The sequence below is a fragment of the Pseudomonas taetrolens genome, from assembly GCF_900475285.1.
GTDB lineage: Bacteria > Pseudomonadota > Gammaproteobacteria > Pseudomonadales > Pseudomonadaceae > Aquipseudomonas > Aquipseudomonas taetrolens.
Window position 1 is genome coordinate 1910143 of record NZ_LS483370.1, and the last position, 17089, is coordinate 1927231.

The 17089-nt window shown below is 59.2% G+C and carries 14 protein-coding genes; 12 read left to right on the plus strand and 2 right to left on the minus strand.

Annotated features, from left to right (window positions below; genetic code table 11):
• Nucleotides 1–146 precede the first annotated feature (146 nt).
• The gene (locus tag DQN55_RS08900) at nt 147–422 is read right to left on the minus strand and encodes a type VI secretion system contractile sheath small subunit (RefSeq protein ID WP_053070949.1); all 276 of its coding nucleotides are present in this window, start codon (nt 420–422) and stop codon (nt 147–149) included.
• Between the two features lie 470 nt (nt 423–892).
• On the minus strand, nt 893–1792 hold the full coding sequence (locus DQN55_RS08905; protein WP_048383366.1) for a MurR/RpiR family transcriptional regulator: 900 nt from the start codon (nt 1790–1792) through the stop codon (nt 893–895).
• A 306-nt stretch (nt 1793–2098) separates the two neighbouring features.
• Here DQN55_RS08905 and DQN55_RS08910 point away from each other — a divergent pair, with 306 nt between their 5' ends.
• The 12 genes from DQN55_RS08910 to DQN55_RS08965 all read left to right on the plus strand — a co-directional run bounded on the left by DQN55_RS08910 (nt 2099) and on the right by DQN55_RS08965 (nt 17022).
• Nucleotides 2099–4036 carry a bifunctional 5-dehydro-2-deoxygluconokinase/5-dehydro-2-deoxyphosphogluconate aldolase gene (locus DQN55_RS08910; RefSeq protein WP_048383367.1) on the plus strand — a complete coding sequence of 646 codons (1938 nt, stop codon included), beginning with the start codon at nt 2099–2101 and terminating at the stop codon, nt 4034–4036.
• Nucleotides 4037–4146: 110 nt separating this feature from the next.
• A complete protein-coding gene (gene iolE, locus DQN55_RS08915) occupies nt 4147–5040 on the plus strand; it encodes a myo-inosose-2 dehydratase (RefSeq protein WP_048383368.1) in 894 nt (297 codons plus the stop codon).
• Nucleotides 5037–5846: a 5-deoxy-glucuronate isomerase gene (iolB, locus tag DQN55_RS08920; RefSeq protein WP_048383369.1), complete on the plus strand. Its 810-nt coding sequence runs from the start codon at nt 5037–5039 to the stop codon at nt 5844–5846. The genes iolE and iolB overlap by 4 nt, the downstream gene beginning before the upstream one ends.
• A 21-nt stretch (nt 5847–5867) precedes the next feature.
• Nucleotides 5868–7370: a CoA-acylating methylmalonate-semialdehyde dehydrogenase gene (locus DQN55_RS08925; protein ID WP_048383370.1), complete on the plus strand. Its 1503-nt coding sequence runs from the start codon at nt 5868–5870 to the stop codon at nt 7368–7370.
• 35 nt (nt 7371–7405) lie between these two features.
• Complete coding sequence (locus DQN55_RS08930; RefSeq protein ID WP_048383371.1) at nt 7406–8227, plus strand: TIM barrel protein; 822 nt, start codon at nt 7406–7408, stop codon at nt 8225–8227.
• Between the two features lie 77 nt (nt 8228–8304).
• Nucleotides 8305–10242 carry a 3D-(3,5/4)-trihydroxycyclohexane-1,2-dione acylhydrolase (decyclizing) gene (iolD, locus tag DQN55_RS08935; protein ID WP_048383372.1) on the plus strand — a complete coding sequence of 646 codons (1938 nt, stop codon included), beginning with the start codon at nt 8305–8307 and terminating at the stop codon, nt 10240–10242.
• Between the two features lie 36 nt (nt 10243–10278).
• A complete protein-coding gene (locus tag DQN55_RS08940; protein ID WP_048383373.1) occupies nt 10279–11304 on the plus strand; it encodes a bifunctional inositol 2-dehydrogenase/D-chiro-inositol 1-dehydrogenase in 1026 nt (341 codons plus the stop codon).
• Between the two features lie 153 nt (nt 11305–11457).
• Nucleotides 11458–12489, plus strand: coding sequence for a Gfo/Idh/MocA family protein (locus DQN55_RS08945; protein WP_048383374.1), 1032 nt, complete (start codon nt 11458–11460; stop codon nt 12487–12489).
• A gap of 125 nt (nt 12490–12614) precedes the next feature.
• Nucleotides 12615–13541, plus strand: coding sequence for a sugar ABC transporter substrate-binding protein (locus tag DQN55_RS08950; RefSeq protein ID WP_048383375.1), 927 nt, complete (start codon nt 12615–12617; stop codon nt 13539–13541).
• 93 nt (nt 13542–13634) lie between these two features.
• Nucleotides 13635–15200, plus strand: coding sequence for a sugar ABC transporter ATP-binding protein (locus DQN55_RS08955; protein WP_048383376.1), 1566 nt, complete (start codon nt 13635–13637; stop codon nt 15198–15200).
• A 61-nt stretch (nt 15201–15261) separates the two neighbouring features.
• Complete coding sequence (locus DQN55_RS08960) at nt 15262–16290, plus strand: ABC transporter permease (RefSeq protein WP_048383377.1); 1029 nt, start codon at nt 15262–15264, stop codon at nt 16288–16290.
• A 327-nt stretch (nt 16291–16617) separates the two neighbouring features.
• On the plus strand, nt 16618–17022 hold the full coding sequence (locus DQN55_RS08965; RefSeq protein WP_048383378.1) for a TraR/DksA family transcriptional regulator: 405 nt from the start codon (nt 16618–16620) through the stop codon (nt 17020–17022).
• Nucleotides 17023–17089 lie beyond the last annotated feature (67 nt).

Sequence of the window (17089 nt, forward strand, 5' to 3'; positions counted from 1 at the left end):
TGTCCCTTCATTTGGGGGAGGAACCTGTGCAGTGTGCACACCGTAAAAACAATCCGCAAATTCATAATAATGATGCTTGAATGCATTAATTTTGAGTTATTGGGCGAAATCAACAGCTCGGGCCTGTGGCCGCCAGGCTTGATTGTTTAAGGCGCGCGGGTGGATGGAGTGTCGGACCGCTTGCCCAGAATGCGATCATGCACGTCATTGCCCAGCAATCGATGCTCAATCAGGCTGCGCAATCCTGGACAGTTGGCCAATGGTCCTTTCAGCACCAGCAATGCGTCACGCAATTTGATCAGGTTGCCCAGTTCGGGCAGGCACAGGGGGGCTGTCTGGCCATGCCCCTGATTTCCCAGCGCGCAAGGTTCGGCAAGGGCCCGCAGCGGGGGCTCGGCATTGGCCAGCAGGGAATAATTCATGGGGCATGCTCCGTTCGGAAAGGCTCTTCAGGGGTGGGGGGCAGATCCTTGATAACACTGTAATGAGCGCATGCAGGGCAGGTGTCCACGGCGTACAACCGTTTCTGTGCAGGGCTGGTCTGCGCCGCAGAGGCTCATCACCAGCGTGGAAAGAGCCACCGGTGTTTAGCGTTGCGATACACGCGGTGACACATGGACCATTTACTCTGGTTGCGATCTGGGATTTGTGTCAGCGATTGTAAAACGCGAAACCTGCCCGGTATTGTCAGGCTGTGCGTAGCTGAAAAGAAGATTTACGGAGAAGTTCGTAGGATTATTCAATCCATATGGCAAGAGTATTGAGTGCCTTGATTCATACCCTCAATTGTTTTCAGGCATACGGGTTTCCGATGTAACGCCCTACAGGGCAGTACATCCGTCCAAAGATAACCGTGGGTTTCCAGGCGTTGAAATGGTTACTAATTGAGAACCTAATCCTCAAAGCCTACTTGTTCGTGGATTTCGTCGACTTTGAGTTCCAGGCGATAAGCCACGGCAATGAACAGTGCCTGGCACAGGCACAAGGTCGCACTTAGCGACCGGAACGCAAACGAGCTGCCTTCATTGACCAGCAACACGCTGTTTGCCCTTTTGGCCAGGGGCGACAGGTTGCTGTCGGTGATGATCAGAGTTTTGGCCTGATGCAACTGGGCAATACGCAGGCAATGCTGGGTCTCCTTGCCATAAGGCGTAAAGCTGATGGCGATCACCAGGTCGTTGGCCCGCACACTGCGCATCTGCTCGCGGTAGCTGCCGCCCAGCCCGGAGACCAGATGAATCCGCTTGTTGGTGTGCTGCAGGTTGTACACCAGGTAGTCGGCAACAGCGAAGGAGCGACGTACGCCGACCACGTAGATGTTGTCGGCATTCACCACCAGATCCACCGCCTTGTCGAAGGCTTGATCATCGAGTTCAAGGCCAAGCCGCTCGATGCCCGACAGCGTGGCATTGATGCACTCGCGCGCCAGATCGCCGCCACTGGCTTTTTGTGACTTGTTGGCGATCATGCTGCGGATACGCTGCTGGTAGTTCTGGACCGGGGTTGCCTTGTGGGTATACGCCTCGCGGAACAGGGCCTGCATTTCGCTGAAACCGCTGAATCCGAAGCGCTGCGAAAAACGCACGATGGCCGAAGGGTGGACCTCGCACTCGCGGGCGATATCACTGATCCGGTCAACCATGATGCGGTCGCTTTGCTGGCTCATGTAACTGGCAATACGCTTGAGCTGTCGCGGCAGGCTCTCGTACTCCTCGGTTATAAGCTGCAATAAACCCTCGGCATTGAGCGCAGGGTTGGGCAATTCGCGCTCTGGCTGATCGCTGGGTGACATAGATGAGTCCTTATGAATGGCTCTTTGCGGGTTCGACACAAGCATTGGCAGGTAACCGGTTAGCGTGCTCAGTCTACAGGGTAGGCGCTGAAAAAATCCTGACCAGCGATTCAGTCCCTGCTCGCTGAATCGTTACAGGGCAGTGAATCACCAGTTGCTGCTGGATATGGAACAAAAATTCTACATTAAAAATTTATGGAATAAATATTGTTTATTGTGCGCTGACGTTTTAGTCTTCATCCCACCTAGAGCGCTCAGGCCGTGTGAGGTGATGAGTGCAGGCTGATAAAAATAACAGGAGCCAGCATGGGACAGACTCGTTTTGCCACAGGGCGTGAATTGGATTTGATCTGCCTTGGACGCCTGGGCGTCGACCTCTACTCGCAACAAGTCGGGGCGCGCCTGGAAGATGTCAGCAGTTTCGCCAAGTACTTGGGCGGTTCCTCGGCCAACATAGCCTTCGGTACGGCGCGGCTGGGCTTGCGCTCGGCGATGCTGAGCCGTGTGGGCGATGACCATATGGGGCGCTTTCTGACCGAGTCCCTGGCTCGAGAAGGTTGCGACGTCAGTGCCATCACCATCGATCCGCAGCGCCTGACCGCACTGGTGTTGCTGGGCCTTAAGGATCGCGAAACCTTCCCGCTGGTGTTCTATCGCGAAAACTGCGCGGACATGGCCCTGCGGGCCGAAGACATCGATCCGGCCTTCATCGCCTCGAGCAAGGCCCTGCTGATTACCGGTACCCACTTCTCCACGGAGGGCGTGTATCAGGCCAGCATCACCGCACTCGATTACGCCGAGCAGCACAACGTCAAGCGCGTGCTCGACATCGATTACCGTCCGGTCCTCTGGGGGCTGGCAGGCAAGGCCGATGGCGAGACGCGCTTTGTGGCCGACCACAAGGTCACTGCCCATGTGCAGTCGATTCTGCCGCGCTTTGACCTGATCGTGGGCACAGAGGAAGAGTTCCTGATTGCCGGCGGTGGCACCGACTTGCTCGCAGCCTTGCGCGCTGTTCGGCAACTGACCCCCGCAACTCTGGTGGTCAAGCTCGGCCCTCAGGGGTGCACAGTGATTCACGGCGAGATCCCGGCCCGGCTTGAAGACGGCTCGATTTACCCGGGTGTGCGGGTCGAGGTGCTGAACGTGCTGGGTGCCGGCGATGCCTTTATGTCCGGCTTCCTCAGTGGCTGGCTGGAAGAGGCGAGCGACGAACGCTGCTGCCAGTTGGCCAATGCCTGCGGCGGGCTCGTGGTGTCACGTCACGCCTGTGCCCCGGCCATGCCGACCCGGGCCGAACTCGACTACCTGTTCAACAGCCCGGTGCCGATCACCCGTCCCGATCAGGACATGGCTCTGCAGCGCCTGCATCAGGTCAGCGTACCGCGCAAACAGTGGAAGCAACTGTTTGTGTTCGCCTTCGATCACCGCTGGCAGCTGGTTGAAATCGCGCAGCAGTACGGCCGTGATCACACCTGTATTGGTGCCCTCAAGCAGCTGTTCATCCGCGCGGTCGAACAGGTCGAAGGCGACTTGCGGCGGCAGGGCATCGACGCCGATGTCGGTTTGCTGGCAGACCAGCGCTTCGGTCAGGATTCACTGAACGAGGCCACAGGCCGCGGCTGGTGGATTGCACGCCCGGTGGAGGTTCAGGGTTCGCGACCACTGGCGTTTGAGCACGGTCGCTCGATTGGCAGCAACCTGATCGCCTGGCCGCAGGAACAGATCATTAAATGCCTGGTGCAGTTTCATCCCGATGACGAACCGCTGCTGCGTCTCGAGCAGGAAGCGCAAATCAAGGGTTTGTATCAGGCATCGCAGGCCAGCGGCCATGAACTGCTGCTGGAGATCATCCCGCCCAAAGACCACCCTTCGACGCATCCCAACGTGCTGTACCGCGCCATCAAGCGTTTGTACAACCTCGAGATCTTCCCGGCCTGGTGGAAAATCGAAGCGCAACCCGCAGAAGTCTGGCAGCAACTCGATGCCTTGATTCAGGAACGCGACCCGTATTGCCGGGGCGTGGTGCTGCTGGGGCTGAATGCACCGCCCGAGGTGCTTGCCGAAGGGTTCCGGCAAGCCCGGGAGAGCACGACCTGCCGTGGATTCGCGGTGGGCCGGACGATTTTTCAGGAGCCCAGCCGCGCCTGGCTGGCCGGAGAAATCGATGACCGGGCGCTGATCGAACGGGTGCAGGGAACGTTCGTGCAGTTGATCGAGTCCTGGCAGTCCGCCCGTCGCTGAAGCTGTAGGCGCGAGCTTGCCCGGGATGCAGGCAACACGGTGCATCTGATGCACCGCAGCGATCCCGTCCCTGCAGATACTTTATTCAGAAAACAATAATAGGTGCAGCCATGCCCGCTATCCGTATTGGCATCAACCCGATTTCCTGGAGTAACGATGACTTGCCGTCATTGGGTGGCGAGACGCCGTTGAGCACTGCGCTCAGTGAAGGCAAGCAGATCGGTTACGAAGGTTTCGAACTCAACGGTAAATTCCCCAAGGACGCCAAAGGGGTTGGCGATGTGTTGCGGCCCTACGACCTGGCGCTGGTTTCGGGCTGGTACTCCAGCCGTCTGGCCCGGCGTTCGGCCGCGCAAGAAATTGATGCGATTGCCAGCCACGTACAGCTGCTGGCCGAAAATGGCGCCAAGGTGCTGGTGTATGGCGAAGTGGCTGACTCGATCCAGGGCCAGCGTATTCCGTTGATCGAGCGTCCGCGCTTTCACACTGAGCAAGCCTGGCAAGCCTACGCCGACAAACTCAACGAACTGGCGCAGTTCACCCTTTCCCAGGGCGTGCGCCTGGCGTACCACCATCACATGGGGGCCTACGTCGAATCACCGTCCGATATCGACACCCTGATGAGCCTGACCAACCGTGACGTCGGCCTGCTGTTCGACGCCGGGCATTGCTATATGGGCGGCGGCGAACCGATCGAGGTGCTGCGCAAACACATCGACCGCGTCTGTCATGTGCACTTCAAGGATGTGCGCAAGGCGGTGGTGCAGTTGGCGCGCAATAACTTGTGGAGTTTCCCTGACTGCATCATCAACGGCACGTTCACCGTACCGGGTGATGGCGACATCGACTTCGCTTCTTTGCTCGATGTGTTGATGGCCGCCAATTACCAGGGCTGGCTGGTGGTCGAGGCAGAGCAGGACCCGGCTGTGGCCCCGAGCTATGCCTATGCGCAAAAAGGCTATCAAACCCTGCGTGGCCTGCTGGATGCGAGGACGGGCCAATGAACTTGTTGATCAAGCGTCAGACTGCCGGCCAGACCCTGGTGCAATTGCCCGAGGGGACGTTGGAATACGTGGGTTTCAGTGCTTATCAATTGGCCGCCGGCGAACGCCTGCCCGTCAGTGCCGGTGACCATGAGTTGTGTCTGGTACTGCTCGGCGGCCGGGTTACGGTGACGGGAGAAGAACCGGGGCAGGGGGCGTTCAGTTGGGAAAACATCGGTGACCGGCAGTCGGTGTTCGAAGACAAGTCGCCGTTTGCCGTCTATTTGCCGCCCGGCAGCCAGGCACAAGTGCTGGCATTGAGCGAGGTGCAAATTGCCGTGTGTTCAGCCCCCGGATTGGCCAGTGCCGGTTTGGGCGCACGCCTGATCAAGCCCGACACGATGAAACGCAGCGTGCGCGGCAAAGGCGCCAACACCCGCTACGTGTGCGACATCCTGCCGGATACCGAGCCTGCGCATTCACTGCTGGTGGTCGAGGTGCGTACGCCGTCGGGGCACTCGTCGAGCTATCCGCCGCACAAGCACGACACCGATGACTTGCCGCACCAGAGCTTTCTCGAAGAAACCTATTACCACCAGATCAACCCACCTCAGGGCTTTGTGTTCCAGCGGGTCTACACCGATGACCGCAGCCTCGATCAGGCCATGGCAGTAGAGAACAGCGATCTGGTGGTGGTGCCCAAAGGGTATCACCCGGTCAGCGTGCCTTATGGCTACGAGTCCTACTACCTGAACGTCATGGCCGGGCCCAAGCGCGTCTGGCAATTCCACAACGATCCGCAGCACAGCTGGCTGATGGATCTCTAACGTTTTCGGAGAACAAGAACAATGAGCACTACCCCGGTTATCGGCCATTACCTCAACGGCCGCGTTCAGGATTCAGGCAGCGAACGCTTCAGTGATGTCTTCGACCCGGCGACGGGCGCCGTACAGGCCAGGGTTGCTCTGGCCACCCGGCAGACGGTGGATGACGCTGTTGCGTCAGCGCTGAAGGCGTTCCCGGCCTGGTCCGAGCAATCGTCGCTGCGCCGTGCGCGGGTGATGTTCAAGTTCAAGCAACTGCTCGACGAGCACCATGATGAACTGGCCGAAATGATCTGCCGCGAACACGGCAAGGTGTTTTCCGATGCCAAGGGCGAAGTGACCCGCGGCATTGAAATCGTCGAGTACGCCTGCGGTGCGCCCAACCTGCTCAAGACCGATTTCAGTGACAACATCGGTGGTGGTATCGATAACTGGAACCTGCGTCAGCCGCTGGGGGTGTGTGCCGGGGTAACGCCGTTCAACTTCCCGGTCATGGTGCCGTTGTGGATGATCCCGCTGGCCTTGGTGACGGGCAACTGCTTCATCCTCAAACCGTCCGAGCGTGATCCTTCGGCGAGCCTGCTGATGGCCCGCCTGCTGACCGAAGCCGGTCTGCCGGATGGCGTATTCAACGTGGTGCAGGGCGACAAGAGCGCGGTCGACGACCTGTTGCAGCACCCGGATATCGAAGCCATTTCGTTCGTGGGATCCACCCCGATTGCCGAGTACATCTACCAGCAGGGCACTGCGCGGGGCAAGCGCGTACAAGCACTGGGCGGTGCGAAAAACCACATGATCGTGATGCCCGATGCGGACCTGGATCAGGCGGCGGATGCATTGATCGGCGCAGCTTTCGGCTCGGCGGGCGAGCGTTGCATGGCCATTTCGATCGCCGTGACCGTGGGCGATGTGGCGGACCGCCTGATTGAAAAACTGCTGCCGCGCATCGATCAGCTCAAAGTGGGCAACGGCCTGCAGCCCGACAGCGAGATGGGACCGCTGGTGACCGCCGAGCACAAGGCCAAGGTCATCGGCTTTATCGATGAGGGCGTGGCTCAGGGGGCGCAGTTGATCGTGGACGGTCGCGATCTGACAGTGCCGGGTGCCGAGCAGGGCTTCTTTGTCGGCGCCACCTTGTTCGACAACGTCACCCCCGAGATGAGCATCTACCGCCAGGAAATTTTCGGACCGGTGCTGGGGCTGGTTCGGGTGCCGGACTTTGCCAGCGCGGTGGCGCTGATCAACGCTCACGAATTCGGCAACGGTGTGTCCTGCTTCACCAGCGACGGCGGCGTGGCCCGGGCCTTTGCCCGCACCATCAAGGTCGGCATGGTCGGGATCAACGTTCCGATCCCGGTACCGATGGCCTGGCATTCGTTTGGTGGCTGGAAACGCTCGTTGTTCGGTGATCACCATGCTTATGGCGAAGAAGGCATCCGCTTCTACAGCCGCTACAAAAGTGTGATGCAGCGCTGGCCCGACAGCATCGCCAAAGGCCCTGAATTCAGCATGCCGACTGCCAAATAACCCGGACAAGCCCACGGTATTGGAGGATAAAGATTATGCGCCAGCCACTGCGTTTTGCTCTGAATCGAATGGTCGCCCCCCGAATGCCACTGGCGGACTTTATTACCCTGGCCGTCACGCTCAAGGCCGATGCCATTGAGATTCGCAACGACCTTCACGGGGTTGAGATCGAAGACGGCACACCCCCCGAACAGGTCCGTGCGCTGTGCGCGGCGCAAGGGATCGGCGTGCTGTCGATCAACGCGTTGTATCCCTTCGATGTGTGGAACGACCAGCGTCGCGAACAGGCGTTGCATCTGGCGCAATACGCCCGGGATTGCGGTGCCCGGGGATTGGTCATGTGCCCGCTGAACGATGTGGCAGATACCCGCACGCCTGCCGAGCGCGCCAGTGGCTTGCGCACGGCCTTGAGCGCCCTAGCGCCGATCCTGCGTGATCACGGCATTCTCGGCTTTATCGAGCCGCTGGGGTTTGAAGAGTGTTCGCTGCGCCACAAGCGCACGGCTGCCGAGGCAATCAAGTCAATTGGCGGACTGGATGTGTTCCGTCTGGTTCACGACACCTTTCACCATCATTTGGCGGGTGAGCATGAGTTTTTCCCGGAGCTGACCGGGCTGGTGCACATCTCCGGCGTGGAAGACGCGCAAGCGCCATTGACCACCATTCGCGACGGGCATCGGGTATTGGTAGGCGAGGGCGACATCCTGGGCAATACGGCGCAAATCGATACCTTGCTCAGTACGGGCTACACCGGCTATGTGTCGTTTGAACCCTTTGCAGACAGCGTGCATGAGCTGGCCGACGTCGGGCAGGCGCTGGGAGCAAGCATCAGTCACTTACAAAAAGCATTGACCTGATACAGACCCTGTAACGGCTTTGCCATTCACTGCAGCTGCTGCTGCGGCAGGAACCTGTACTTATTTAGGGTGCAAACATGAGTACGACACGATTGACCATGGCCCAGGCCCTGGTGAAATTTCTCGATAACCAATACGTTGAAGTGGACGGGGTCGAGAGCAAGTTTATCGCCGGTGTGTTCACCATCTTTGGCCACGGCAACGTGCTGGGCCTGGGGCAGGCGTTGGAGCAGGACAGCGGTGACCTGGTGGTGCACCAGGGCCGCAACGAACAGGGCATGGCCCACGCGGCAATCGGCTTTGCCAAGCAAAACCTGCGGCGCAAGATCTACGCCTGCACCTCGTCGGTCGGTCCGGGGGCGGCCAATATGCTGACCGCTGCGGCCACTGCCACGGCCAACCGGATTCCGCTGCTGCTATTACCGGGTGACGTATACGCCAGCCGCCAGCCTGATCCGGTGCTGCAGCAGATCGAACAGTTCCATGACCTGAGCATCAGCACCAACGATGCGTTCAAGGCCGTAAGCAAATACTGGGACCGTATCAACCGTCCCGAACAGTTGATGAGTGCGGCGATCCACGCCATGCGGGTGCTGACCGATCCGGCCGAGACTGGCGCCGTGACGCTGGCCTTGCCTCAGGACGTGCAGGCTGAAGCCTACGATTACCCTGATTACTTTCTGCAAAAGCGTGTGCATCGCATTGACCGGCGCTTACCGACCCAAGCCATGCTGGCTGACGCCCAGGCCATCGTTCAACGCAAGCGCAAACCGCTGATCATCTGCGGTGGCGGGGTCAAATACGCCGGTGCCAATGCGGCACTGCAGGCTTTTGCCGAGCGCTTTGACATTCCGTTCGCTGAAACCCAAGCCGGTAAAAGCGCCATCGTCTCGGCGCACCCGCTGAACGTTGGCGGCATCGGCGAAACCGGTTGCCTGGCCGCCAACCTGTTGGCCAGGGACGCGGACCTGATCATCGGCATCGGTACGCGCTATACCGACTTCACCACCTCGTCGAAATCACTCTTCCAGCACCCGCAGGCAGAATTTCTCAACCTGAATATCAGCCCGTGCGATGCCCTCAAACTGGATGGCGTGCAGCTACTGGCTGATGCCAGGGCCGGGCTTGAAGCATTGACCGAGGTCCTGGCCAGCAGTGGTTATCGTTCCGAGTGGGGCGATGCACCGCAACAAGCCAGAGCCCGGCTGGAAGCCGAAGTGGACCGGGTGTATCAGGTGGATTATCAGCAACCGGACTTTGCCCCCGAGATCGCAGACCATCTGGACCCGGCCGTGCTGCGCGAGTTTATCGAGCTGACCGGTTCCTGCCTGACCCAAAGCCAGGTACTGGGGGGACTCAATCACACCCTGGCCGAGGATGCGGTGATTGTCGCAGCGGCCGGCAGCCTGCCCGGTGACTTGCAGCGGGCATGGCGCAGCAAGGGGGTGAACACTTACCACGTTGAATACGGTTATTCATGCATGGGCTATGAAGTGAACGCCGCGCTGGGGGTCAAACTCGCCGAGCCCGACCGTGAGGTCTATGCGCTGGTCGGTGACGGCTCCTACATGATGCTGCACTCCGAACTCGCCACCTCGATTCAGGAGCGGCGCAAGATCAACGTGGTGCTGTTCGACAACATGACCTTTGGCTGCATCAACAACCTGCAGATGGGCAACGGGATGGACAGCTTTGGCACCGAGTTCCGCTATCGCAATCCTGAAACCGGCAAGCTCGACGGCGGTTTTGTGCCGGTCGATTTCGCCATGAGCGCTGCGGCCTATGGCTGCAAGACCTACAAAGTGAGCACTCTTGAGCAACTGCATGCGGCCCTGGCTGATGCACGCTTGCAGAGCGTCTCGACCCTGATCGACATCAAAGTGCTGCCCAAAACCATGATTCACAGCTACCTGACCTGGTGGCGGGTCGGTGTGGCACAAGTCTCCACCAGCGCCCGCACGGACGCCGCGGCACACCAGTCGAACATCGCACTTTCCAAGGCACGCCAGTACTGATCCGTCTCTGACAAAAAATCCAACAGGAGTCCGCACATGTCGTCAAATACTCAACCTCTCAAACTTGGCGTGATCGGTACCGGCGCTATCGGTCGTGATCATATTCGCCGGTGCAGTCAGACCTTGCTCAATAGCCAGGTGGTGGCGGTCACTGATATCAACTTGCAGCAAGCCGCCCAGGTAGTGTCTGAGCTTGGGCTGGCGGCCGAGGTTTACCCGGACGGTCAGGCACTGATCACTGCGCCTGAAGTCGAGGCGGTGCTGGTGACGTCTTGGGGCCCTAGCCACGAAGAGTTCGTGCTGGCGGCGATCCAGGCGGGCAAGCCGGTGTTCTGTGAAAAACCGCTGGCGGTCACCGCCGCCGGTTGCCGCGCCATCGTCGACGCCGAAGTGGCCTATGGCAAGCGGCTGGTGCAAGTGGGCTTCATGCGTCCCTACGATCAAGGCTACCAGGCACTTAAAGCGGTGATCGACAGCGGCCAGATCGGCGAACCGTTGATGCTGCACTGTGCACACCGTAACCCGCGGGTGGGTGAAAACTACAAAACCGACATGGCGATCACCGACACTCTGATCCATGAGCTGGACGTACTGCGCTGGCTGCTCGACGACGACTATGTTTCGGTGCAAGTGGTGTTTCCGCGTAAAACCAGCAAAGCCCTCGCGCATTTGAGAGATCCGCAAATCGTGCTGCTGGAAACCGCCAAAGGCACACGCATCGATGTGGAAGTGTTCGTCAACTGCCAGTACGGCTATGACATCCAGTGTGAGGTGGTCGGTGAAACCGGCATCGCCAAATTGCCGGAGCCATCGCAGGTGCAACTGCGCAGTGGCGCCAAACTGTCCAATGCCATCTTGATGGACTGGAAAGACCGTTTCATCGGGGCCTACGACGTCGAACTCCAAGCTTTTATTGACGCGGTACGCGCGGGACAGGTTGGCGGTCCTTCGGCCTGGGACGGTTATGCAGCAGCCGTCGCGGCGGATGCCTGTATCGAGGCCCAGCAGAGCGGGGCGATTGTCAACGTGGCGCTGCCCGAGCGGCCGCGTTTTTACGGGTAAGGCAAATGTTCCAGATGTGCCTCGAGCGCAGCGCCCGAGGCTTGTCTGAAACATCGCCCCCTCGGACTGTACGACGATCGTCGCCGATCGCAGCCTCGTACCTCGGCAGCGGCTACAGATCCCGACTTGCGTCGATAACAACAGGGAATACTTATGCGTATTGGACTCGTTGGTTTCGGCCATGGTGGCCGTTTTTTTCATGCTCCCCTGATCGCCAGTTTGCCGGGCGTGACCTTCGCCGGGGTGGTGACCCGTTCACCCGAGCGGCGTCAGTTGCTGGCAGCCGGGTACCCCGGCGTAAACGCCTTTGACAACCTCGGTCAACTGGTTGAGGCGGGGGTGGATCTGCTGGTGATCTCCACCACGCTCCAAGGCCGTCCGGAACTCGTCATGCAGGCCATCGAACACGGGGTGGCGGTCGTCAGCGACAAACCCTTCGCGGCCGATACGGCCCAGGCACAGCGTCTGGTGGACGCTGCCCGGCGCCAGGGGGTGCTGCTCAGCGTGTACCAGAACCGACGCTGGGACTCGGATTTCCTCACCGTGCGCAAACTGCTAGAGAGCGGGGCGCTGGGGCACGTCACACGCTTTGAGTCATTTATCGAACGTTTTTCGCCAGCCTCGGTGGGGGATGCCAGCGGCGGTGGCTGGCTCAGGGATCTGGGCAGTCATCTGGTGGACCAGGCGCTGCAATTATTTGGCCCGGTGCAATCGGTTTATGCCGAGCGGGCCTGCTCCCCTGAACACCCGGAGATCGACCACGGGTTCTTTATGGCCTTGACCCATGCCAGTGGGGTGATTTCCCATGTGGGCGGCAGTTGCCTGCAAAACACTCCGCGGCCACGGTTCAGAGTCAGCGGGACGTTGGGCAGCTACAGCGTTGAAGGCTTTGACGGTCAGGAAGCGGCGGTGCTCGCGGGGTTGTCCCCGAAAACCGAAGGTGAGCGCTGGGGGGCCGAAGAGCATCGACGCTGGGGCTGGTTCGAGCAGGGCGAGGAGCGTGAGCGCGTACCCACCGAGCATGGCTGTTGGCAGCAGTTTTACCTGCAAATGATCGCCGCCGCGCAAGGCCGGGGCGCGTTGCCGGTCGACCCTCAGGACGTCCTGCAAACCTTGCGTGTGCTGGACGCGGCGCGGTTGAGTGACGAGACCGGGCAGGTGGTCAGGCTGGCTGGCCAGACCTAAATAGAACGATTTGTCTAAAAAATTCTAAAATGTGTTGATATAGAAAATATTTTCCAATAGAGTCTTTTTCAGGTTACCGACACTGCCGCATCCATAAAACCAACAAGAATGTGGAGACTGCCTGTATGAAACACCGCCTGCGCTTTACTTCCCTTGCCCTCTCGATGCTGCTGGCCAGCGGCTCGGCCCTCGCCGACATTAAAATCGGCGTCAGCATGTCTCAGTTCGATGACACCTATCTGACTTACCTGCGTGAGTCGATGAACGAAAAAGCCAAATCCTATCCCGAAAGCGTCCAGCTGCAGTTTGAAGACGCCCGTGCTGACGTGGTCAAGCAACTGAGCCAGGTAGAAAGCTTTATCGGGCAAAAAGTCGACGCGATTGTGGTCAATCCTGTGGACACTGCCGCCACCCGGCGTATTACCAAGGCGGCGGTCAAGGCCGGCATCCCATTGGTCTATGTCAATCGCCGTCCTGATGACGCGACCTTGCCTCAAGGCGTCGCCACCGTGGCCTCCGACGATCTGGAGGCCGGCAGAATGCAGATGCAGTACCTGGCCGACAAATTGGGCGGCAAGGGTGACATCGTGATTTTGCTGGGCGACCTGGCCAACAATTCCACCACCAACCGCACCAAGGGTGTGAAAGAGGTCCTGGCCAAGTACCCGGACATCAAGGTTGACCAGGAACAGACCGGGATCTGGCTGCGGGACAAGGCCATGACCTTGACCAACGACTGGATCACTCAGGGCCGCAAGTTCGATGCAGTGGTCTCCAATAACGACGAGATGGCCATTGGTGCTGCGATGGCCTTGAAACAGGCGGGTGTCGCCAAGGGCACGGTACTGATTGCCGGTGTTGACGGTACGCCGGACGGCGTGCGTGCAGTGGAGAAGGGTGAGCTGGCAATCTCGGTGTTCCAGGACGCCAAGGGCCAAGCTTATGGCGCAGTCGATACGGCCATGAAAATGATCAAGAAAGAGCCGGTTGATCAGGCGGTCTGGGTGCCTTTCCAACTGATCACCCTGAACAACGCCAAAGACTTCAAGTAGTCGTTCACTCAACCCATAAAAACAATAGGCGGCGAGGCCCAAGCCTTGCCCACAGCCCCGGGCATTGATCGGGGCAATCGAGGAGTACTGGCTATGCTCGCGTCAGCGACGGTTTCAAGCACCCCGACTGTGGCGCCCACCCCCACGGCGGTCAATGAAGAGGCGCCTTACCTGCTGGAGGTGATCAACGTCAGCAAAGGCTTCCCCGGCGTGGTGGCGCTCGATGATGTGCAACTACGGGTGCGCCCGGGTTCGGTGCTGGCCCTGATGGGCGAGAATGGCGCAGGCAAGTCGACCCTGATGAAAATCATCGCCGGCATTTACCAGCCCGATGCCGGTGAGCTGCGGCTGCGGGGCAAACCGGTGACGTTTGCCGGGCCGCTGGCGGCGCTGCAGGCCGGGATTGCCATGATCCATCAGGAACTCAACCTGATGCCGCACATGAATATCGCCGAAAATATCTGGATCGGTCGTGAGCAACTCAACGGCCTGCACATGATCGACCACCGGGAAATGTTCCGTTGTACAGCGCAGTTGCTGGAACGCTTGCGGATCAACCTTGATCCCCAGGAACTGGTGGGCAACCTGAGCATTGCAGAGCGCCAGATGGTCGAAATTGCCAAGGCCGTGTCGTATGACTCGGACATCCTGATCATGGATGAACCGACCTCGGCGATTACCGACAAGGAAGTCGCCCACCTGTTTTCGATCATTGCCGACCTCAAGTCCCAAGGCAAAGGCATCATCTATATCACTCACAAAATGAACGAAGTCTTCAGCATCGCCGATGAAGTGGCGGTGTTCCGTGACGGTGCCTACATCGGCCTGCAACGGGCAGACAGCATGAACGGCGACAGCCTGATTTCGATGATGGTCGGGCGTGAGCTCACCCAGCTGTTTCCGGTGCGCGAGAGCCCGCTGGGTGAGTTGCTGTTGTCGGTGCGGGATTTGAGCCTGGACGGGATTTTTGAAGGAGTTTCGTTCGACCTGCACGCTGGCGAGATCCTCGGGATTGCCGGGTTGATGGGCTCCGGGCGGACCAATATCGCGGAAGCCATTTTCGGCATCACCCCCAGCACGGGCGGCGAGATTCATCTCGACGGCCAGGCGGTGCGCATCGGCAGCCCCAACCAGGCAATTGAGAAGGGCTTTGCACTGCTCACCGAAGACCGCAAGTTGACCGGGCTGTTCCCCTGCCTGTCAGTGCTGGAAAACATGGAAATGGCGATTCTGCCGCATTACGCCGGTAACGGTTTTATCCAGCAAAAAGCCTTGCGCGCCTTGTGTGAAGACATGTGCAAGAAGTTGCGGGTCAAAACCCCTTCGCTTGAGCAATGCATCGACACCTTGTCGGGCGGCAATCAGCAAAAGGCGTTGCTGGCGCGCTGGTTGATGACCAACCCGCGCGTGCTGATCCTGGACGAGCCGACCCGGGGCATCGATGTCGGCGCCAAGGTCGAGATTTATCGCCTGATTTCCTTCCTCGCCAGCGAAGGCATGGCCGTGATCATGATTTCTTCGGAACTGCCTGAAGTTCTGGGCATGAGCGATAGGGTCATGGTCATGCATGAAGGTGAGCAGATGGGCACGCTGGACCGCAGCGAGGCGACTCAAGAGCGCGTCATGCAACTGGCGTCCGGTATCACGGCGATTCATTAACGATTTCAGCGCAGTGGCTGCAACCGGGCCCGTGGCGCAGCAGAATGAGAGAGCAACGTCCATGAATGCGATAACCGAAAACAAGCCGACCGCGGCTGAACCGAAATCCCGGAACCGCCGTCGGTTTCCGACCGAGCTGAGCATCTTTCTGGTCCTGATAGGCATTGGTCTGGTATTTGAAGTGTTTGGCTGGATCGTACGAGACCAGAGCTTCCTGATGAATTCCCAGCGCCTGGTGCTGATGATTTTGCAGGTGTCGGTCATCGGGCTGCTGGCGATTGGTGTCACTCAGGTCATCATTACCACCGGCATCGACCTCTCGTCGGGCTCGGTTTTGGCCCTCTCGGCGATGATCGCCGCCAGCCTGGCACAAACCTCGGACTTCACCCGGGCGGTTTTCCCCTCCTTGACTGATTTGCCAGTATGGATACCGGTGATCGCGGGGCTTGGCGTGGGCCTGCTGGCGGGAGCGATTAACGGCAGCATCATCGCCATCACCGGTATACCTCCGTTCATTGCAACGCTGGGCATGATGGTGTCGGCCCGAGGCCTGGCGCGTTACTACACCGAGGGCCAGCCGGTGAGCATGCTCTCGGAGTCGTATACGGCCATTGGCAACGGCGCGATGCCGGTCATCATTTTTCTGGTGGTGGCGCTGATTTTCCACATCGCACTGCGCTACACCAAATATGGCAAGTACACCTACGCCATCGGTGGCAACATGCAAGCGGCGCGCACCTCGGGCATCAACGTCAAGCGTCACTTGATCATCGTCTACAGCATCGCCGGCCTGCTGGCGGGCCTGGCCGGTGTCGTGGCCTCGGCACGAGCTGCCACCGGGCAAGCGGGCATGGGCATGTCGTATGAGCTGGACGCCATTGCCGCAGCGGTCATTGGCGGAACCAGCCTGGCGGGCGGAGTAGGGCGCATCACCGGCACTGTGATTGGTGCGCTGATCCTCGGGGTCATGGCCAGCGGCTTCACCTTCGTCGGGGTCGACGCGTATATCCAGGACATCATCAAAGGCTTGATCATTGTCGTCGCGGTCGTCATCGACCAATACCGCAACAAGCGAAAACTCAAGCGCTGAGCCTGTTTACCGAGTCGCCACGCTGCGATTCAAAACACCACGCCTTCGAGCGTGGTGTTGTCATTTTTAGCGCCGGCATTGAATTTCTTGCTATAAACGCACTCCATTAGGCCCCGCAAGACACTTTTTTCATCACTTTCCATGTTTTGCTGGACAAATAGCTGTTTTTTCGGTTGCTGACTCGATAACTCGGCCTTAGACTGCCGCCCCTCTTAAATTGAGTGCCGGGTGGCGCTTTAAAGAGATGGCACCTAACTGGTTGGGATGAAGATCGGTCGGAACGCTCCCCAATTAGCCTTAATGCACGTATTTTTTATAGAGAAATCAATGACAAAGGATAAGTTGCTGGCCATGCCGGCGGATGACTACATGAATGCCGAGCAACATGCTTTTTTCACTGAGCTGTTGCAAAACATGAAGGTTGAAACCCACGAGCGCATTGAGCAGAACCGCATCGCGATCGAAAGCCTGGACACCCCGGCCGACCCTGCGGACGCCGCTTCGGTGGAAGAGGAGCGCACCTGGCTGGTGAACTCGATCGACCGCGATCAGCGCATGCTGCCTCAGCTGGAACAAGCACTGGAGCGCATTAAAGAAGACAGCTTCGGCTGGTGTGATGACAGCGGCGATGCCATTGGCCTTAAGCGCCTGCTGATCAGCCCAACCACCAAGTACTGCATCGAAGCTCAAGAGCGTCACGAGCAAATCGACAAGCACCAGCGTCAGGCCTAAGGGCTTGCCCTTGCCGGGGCCGCACCCAGCGGTTCCGGCAGCCAATTGGATTCAGCCGTTACTCGCA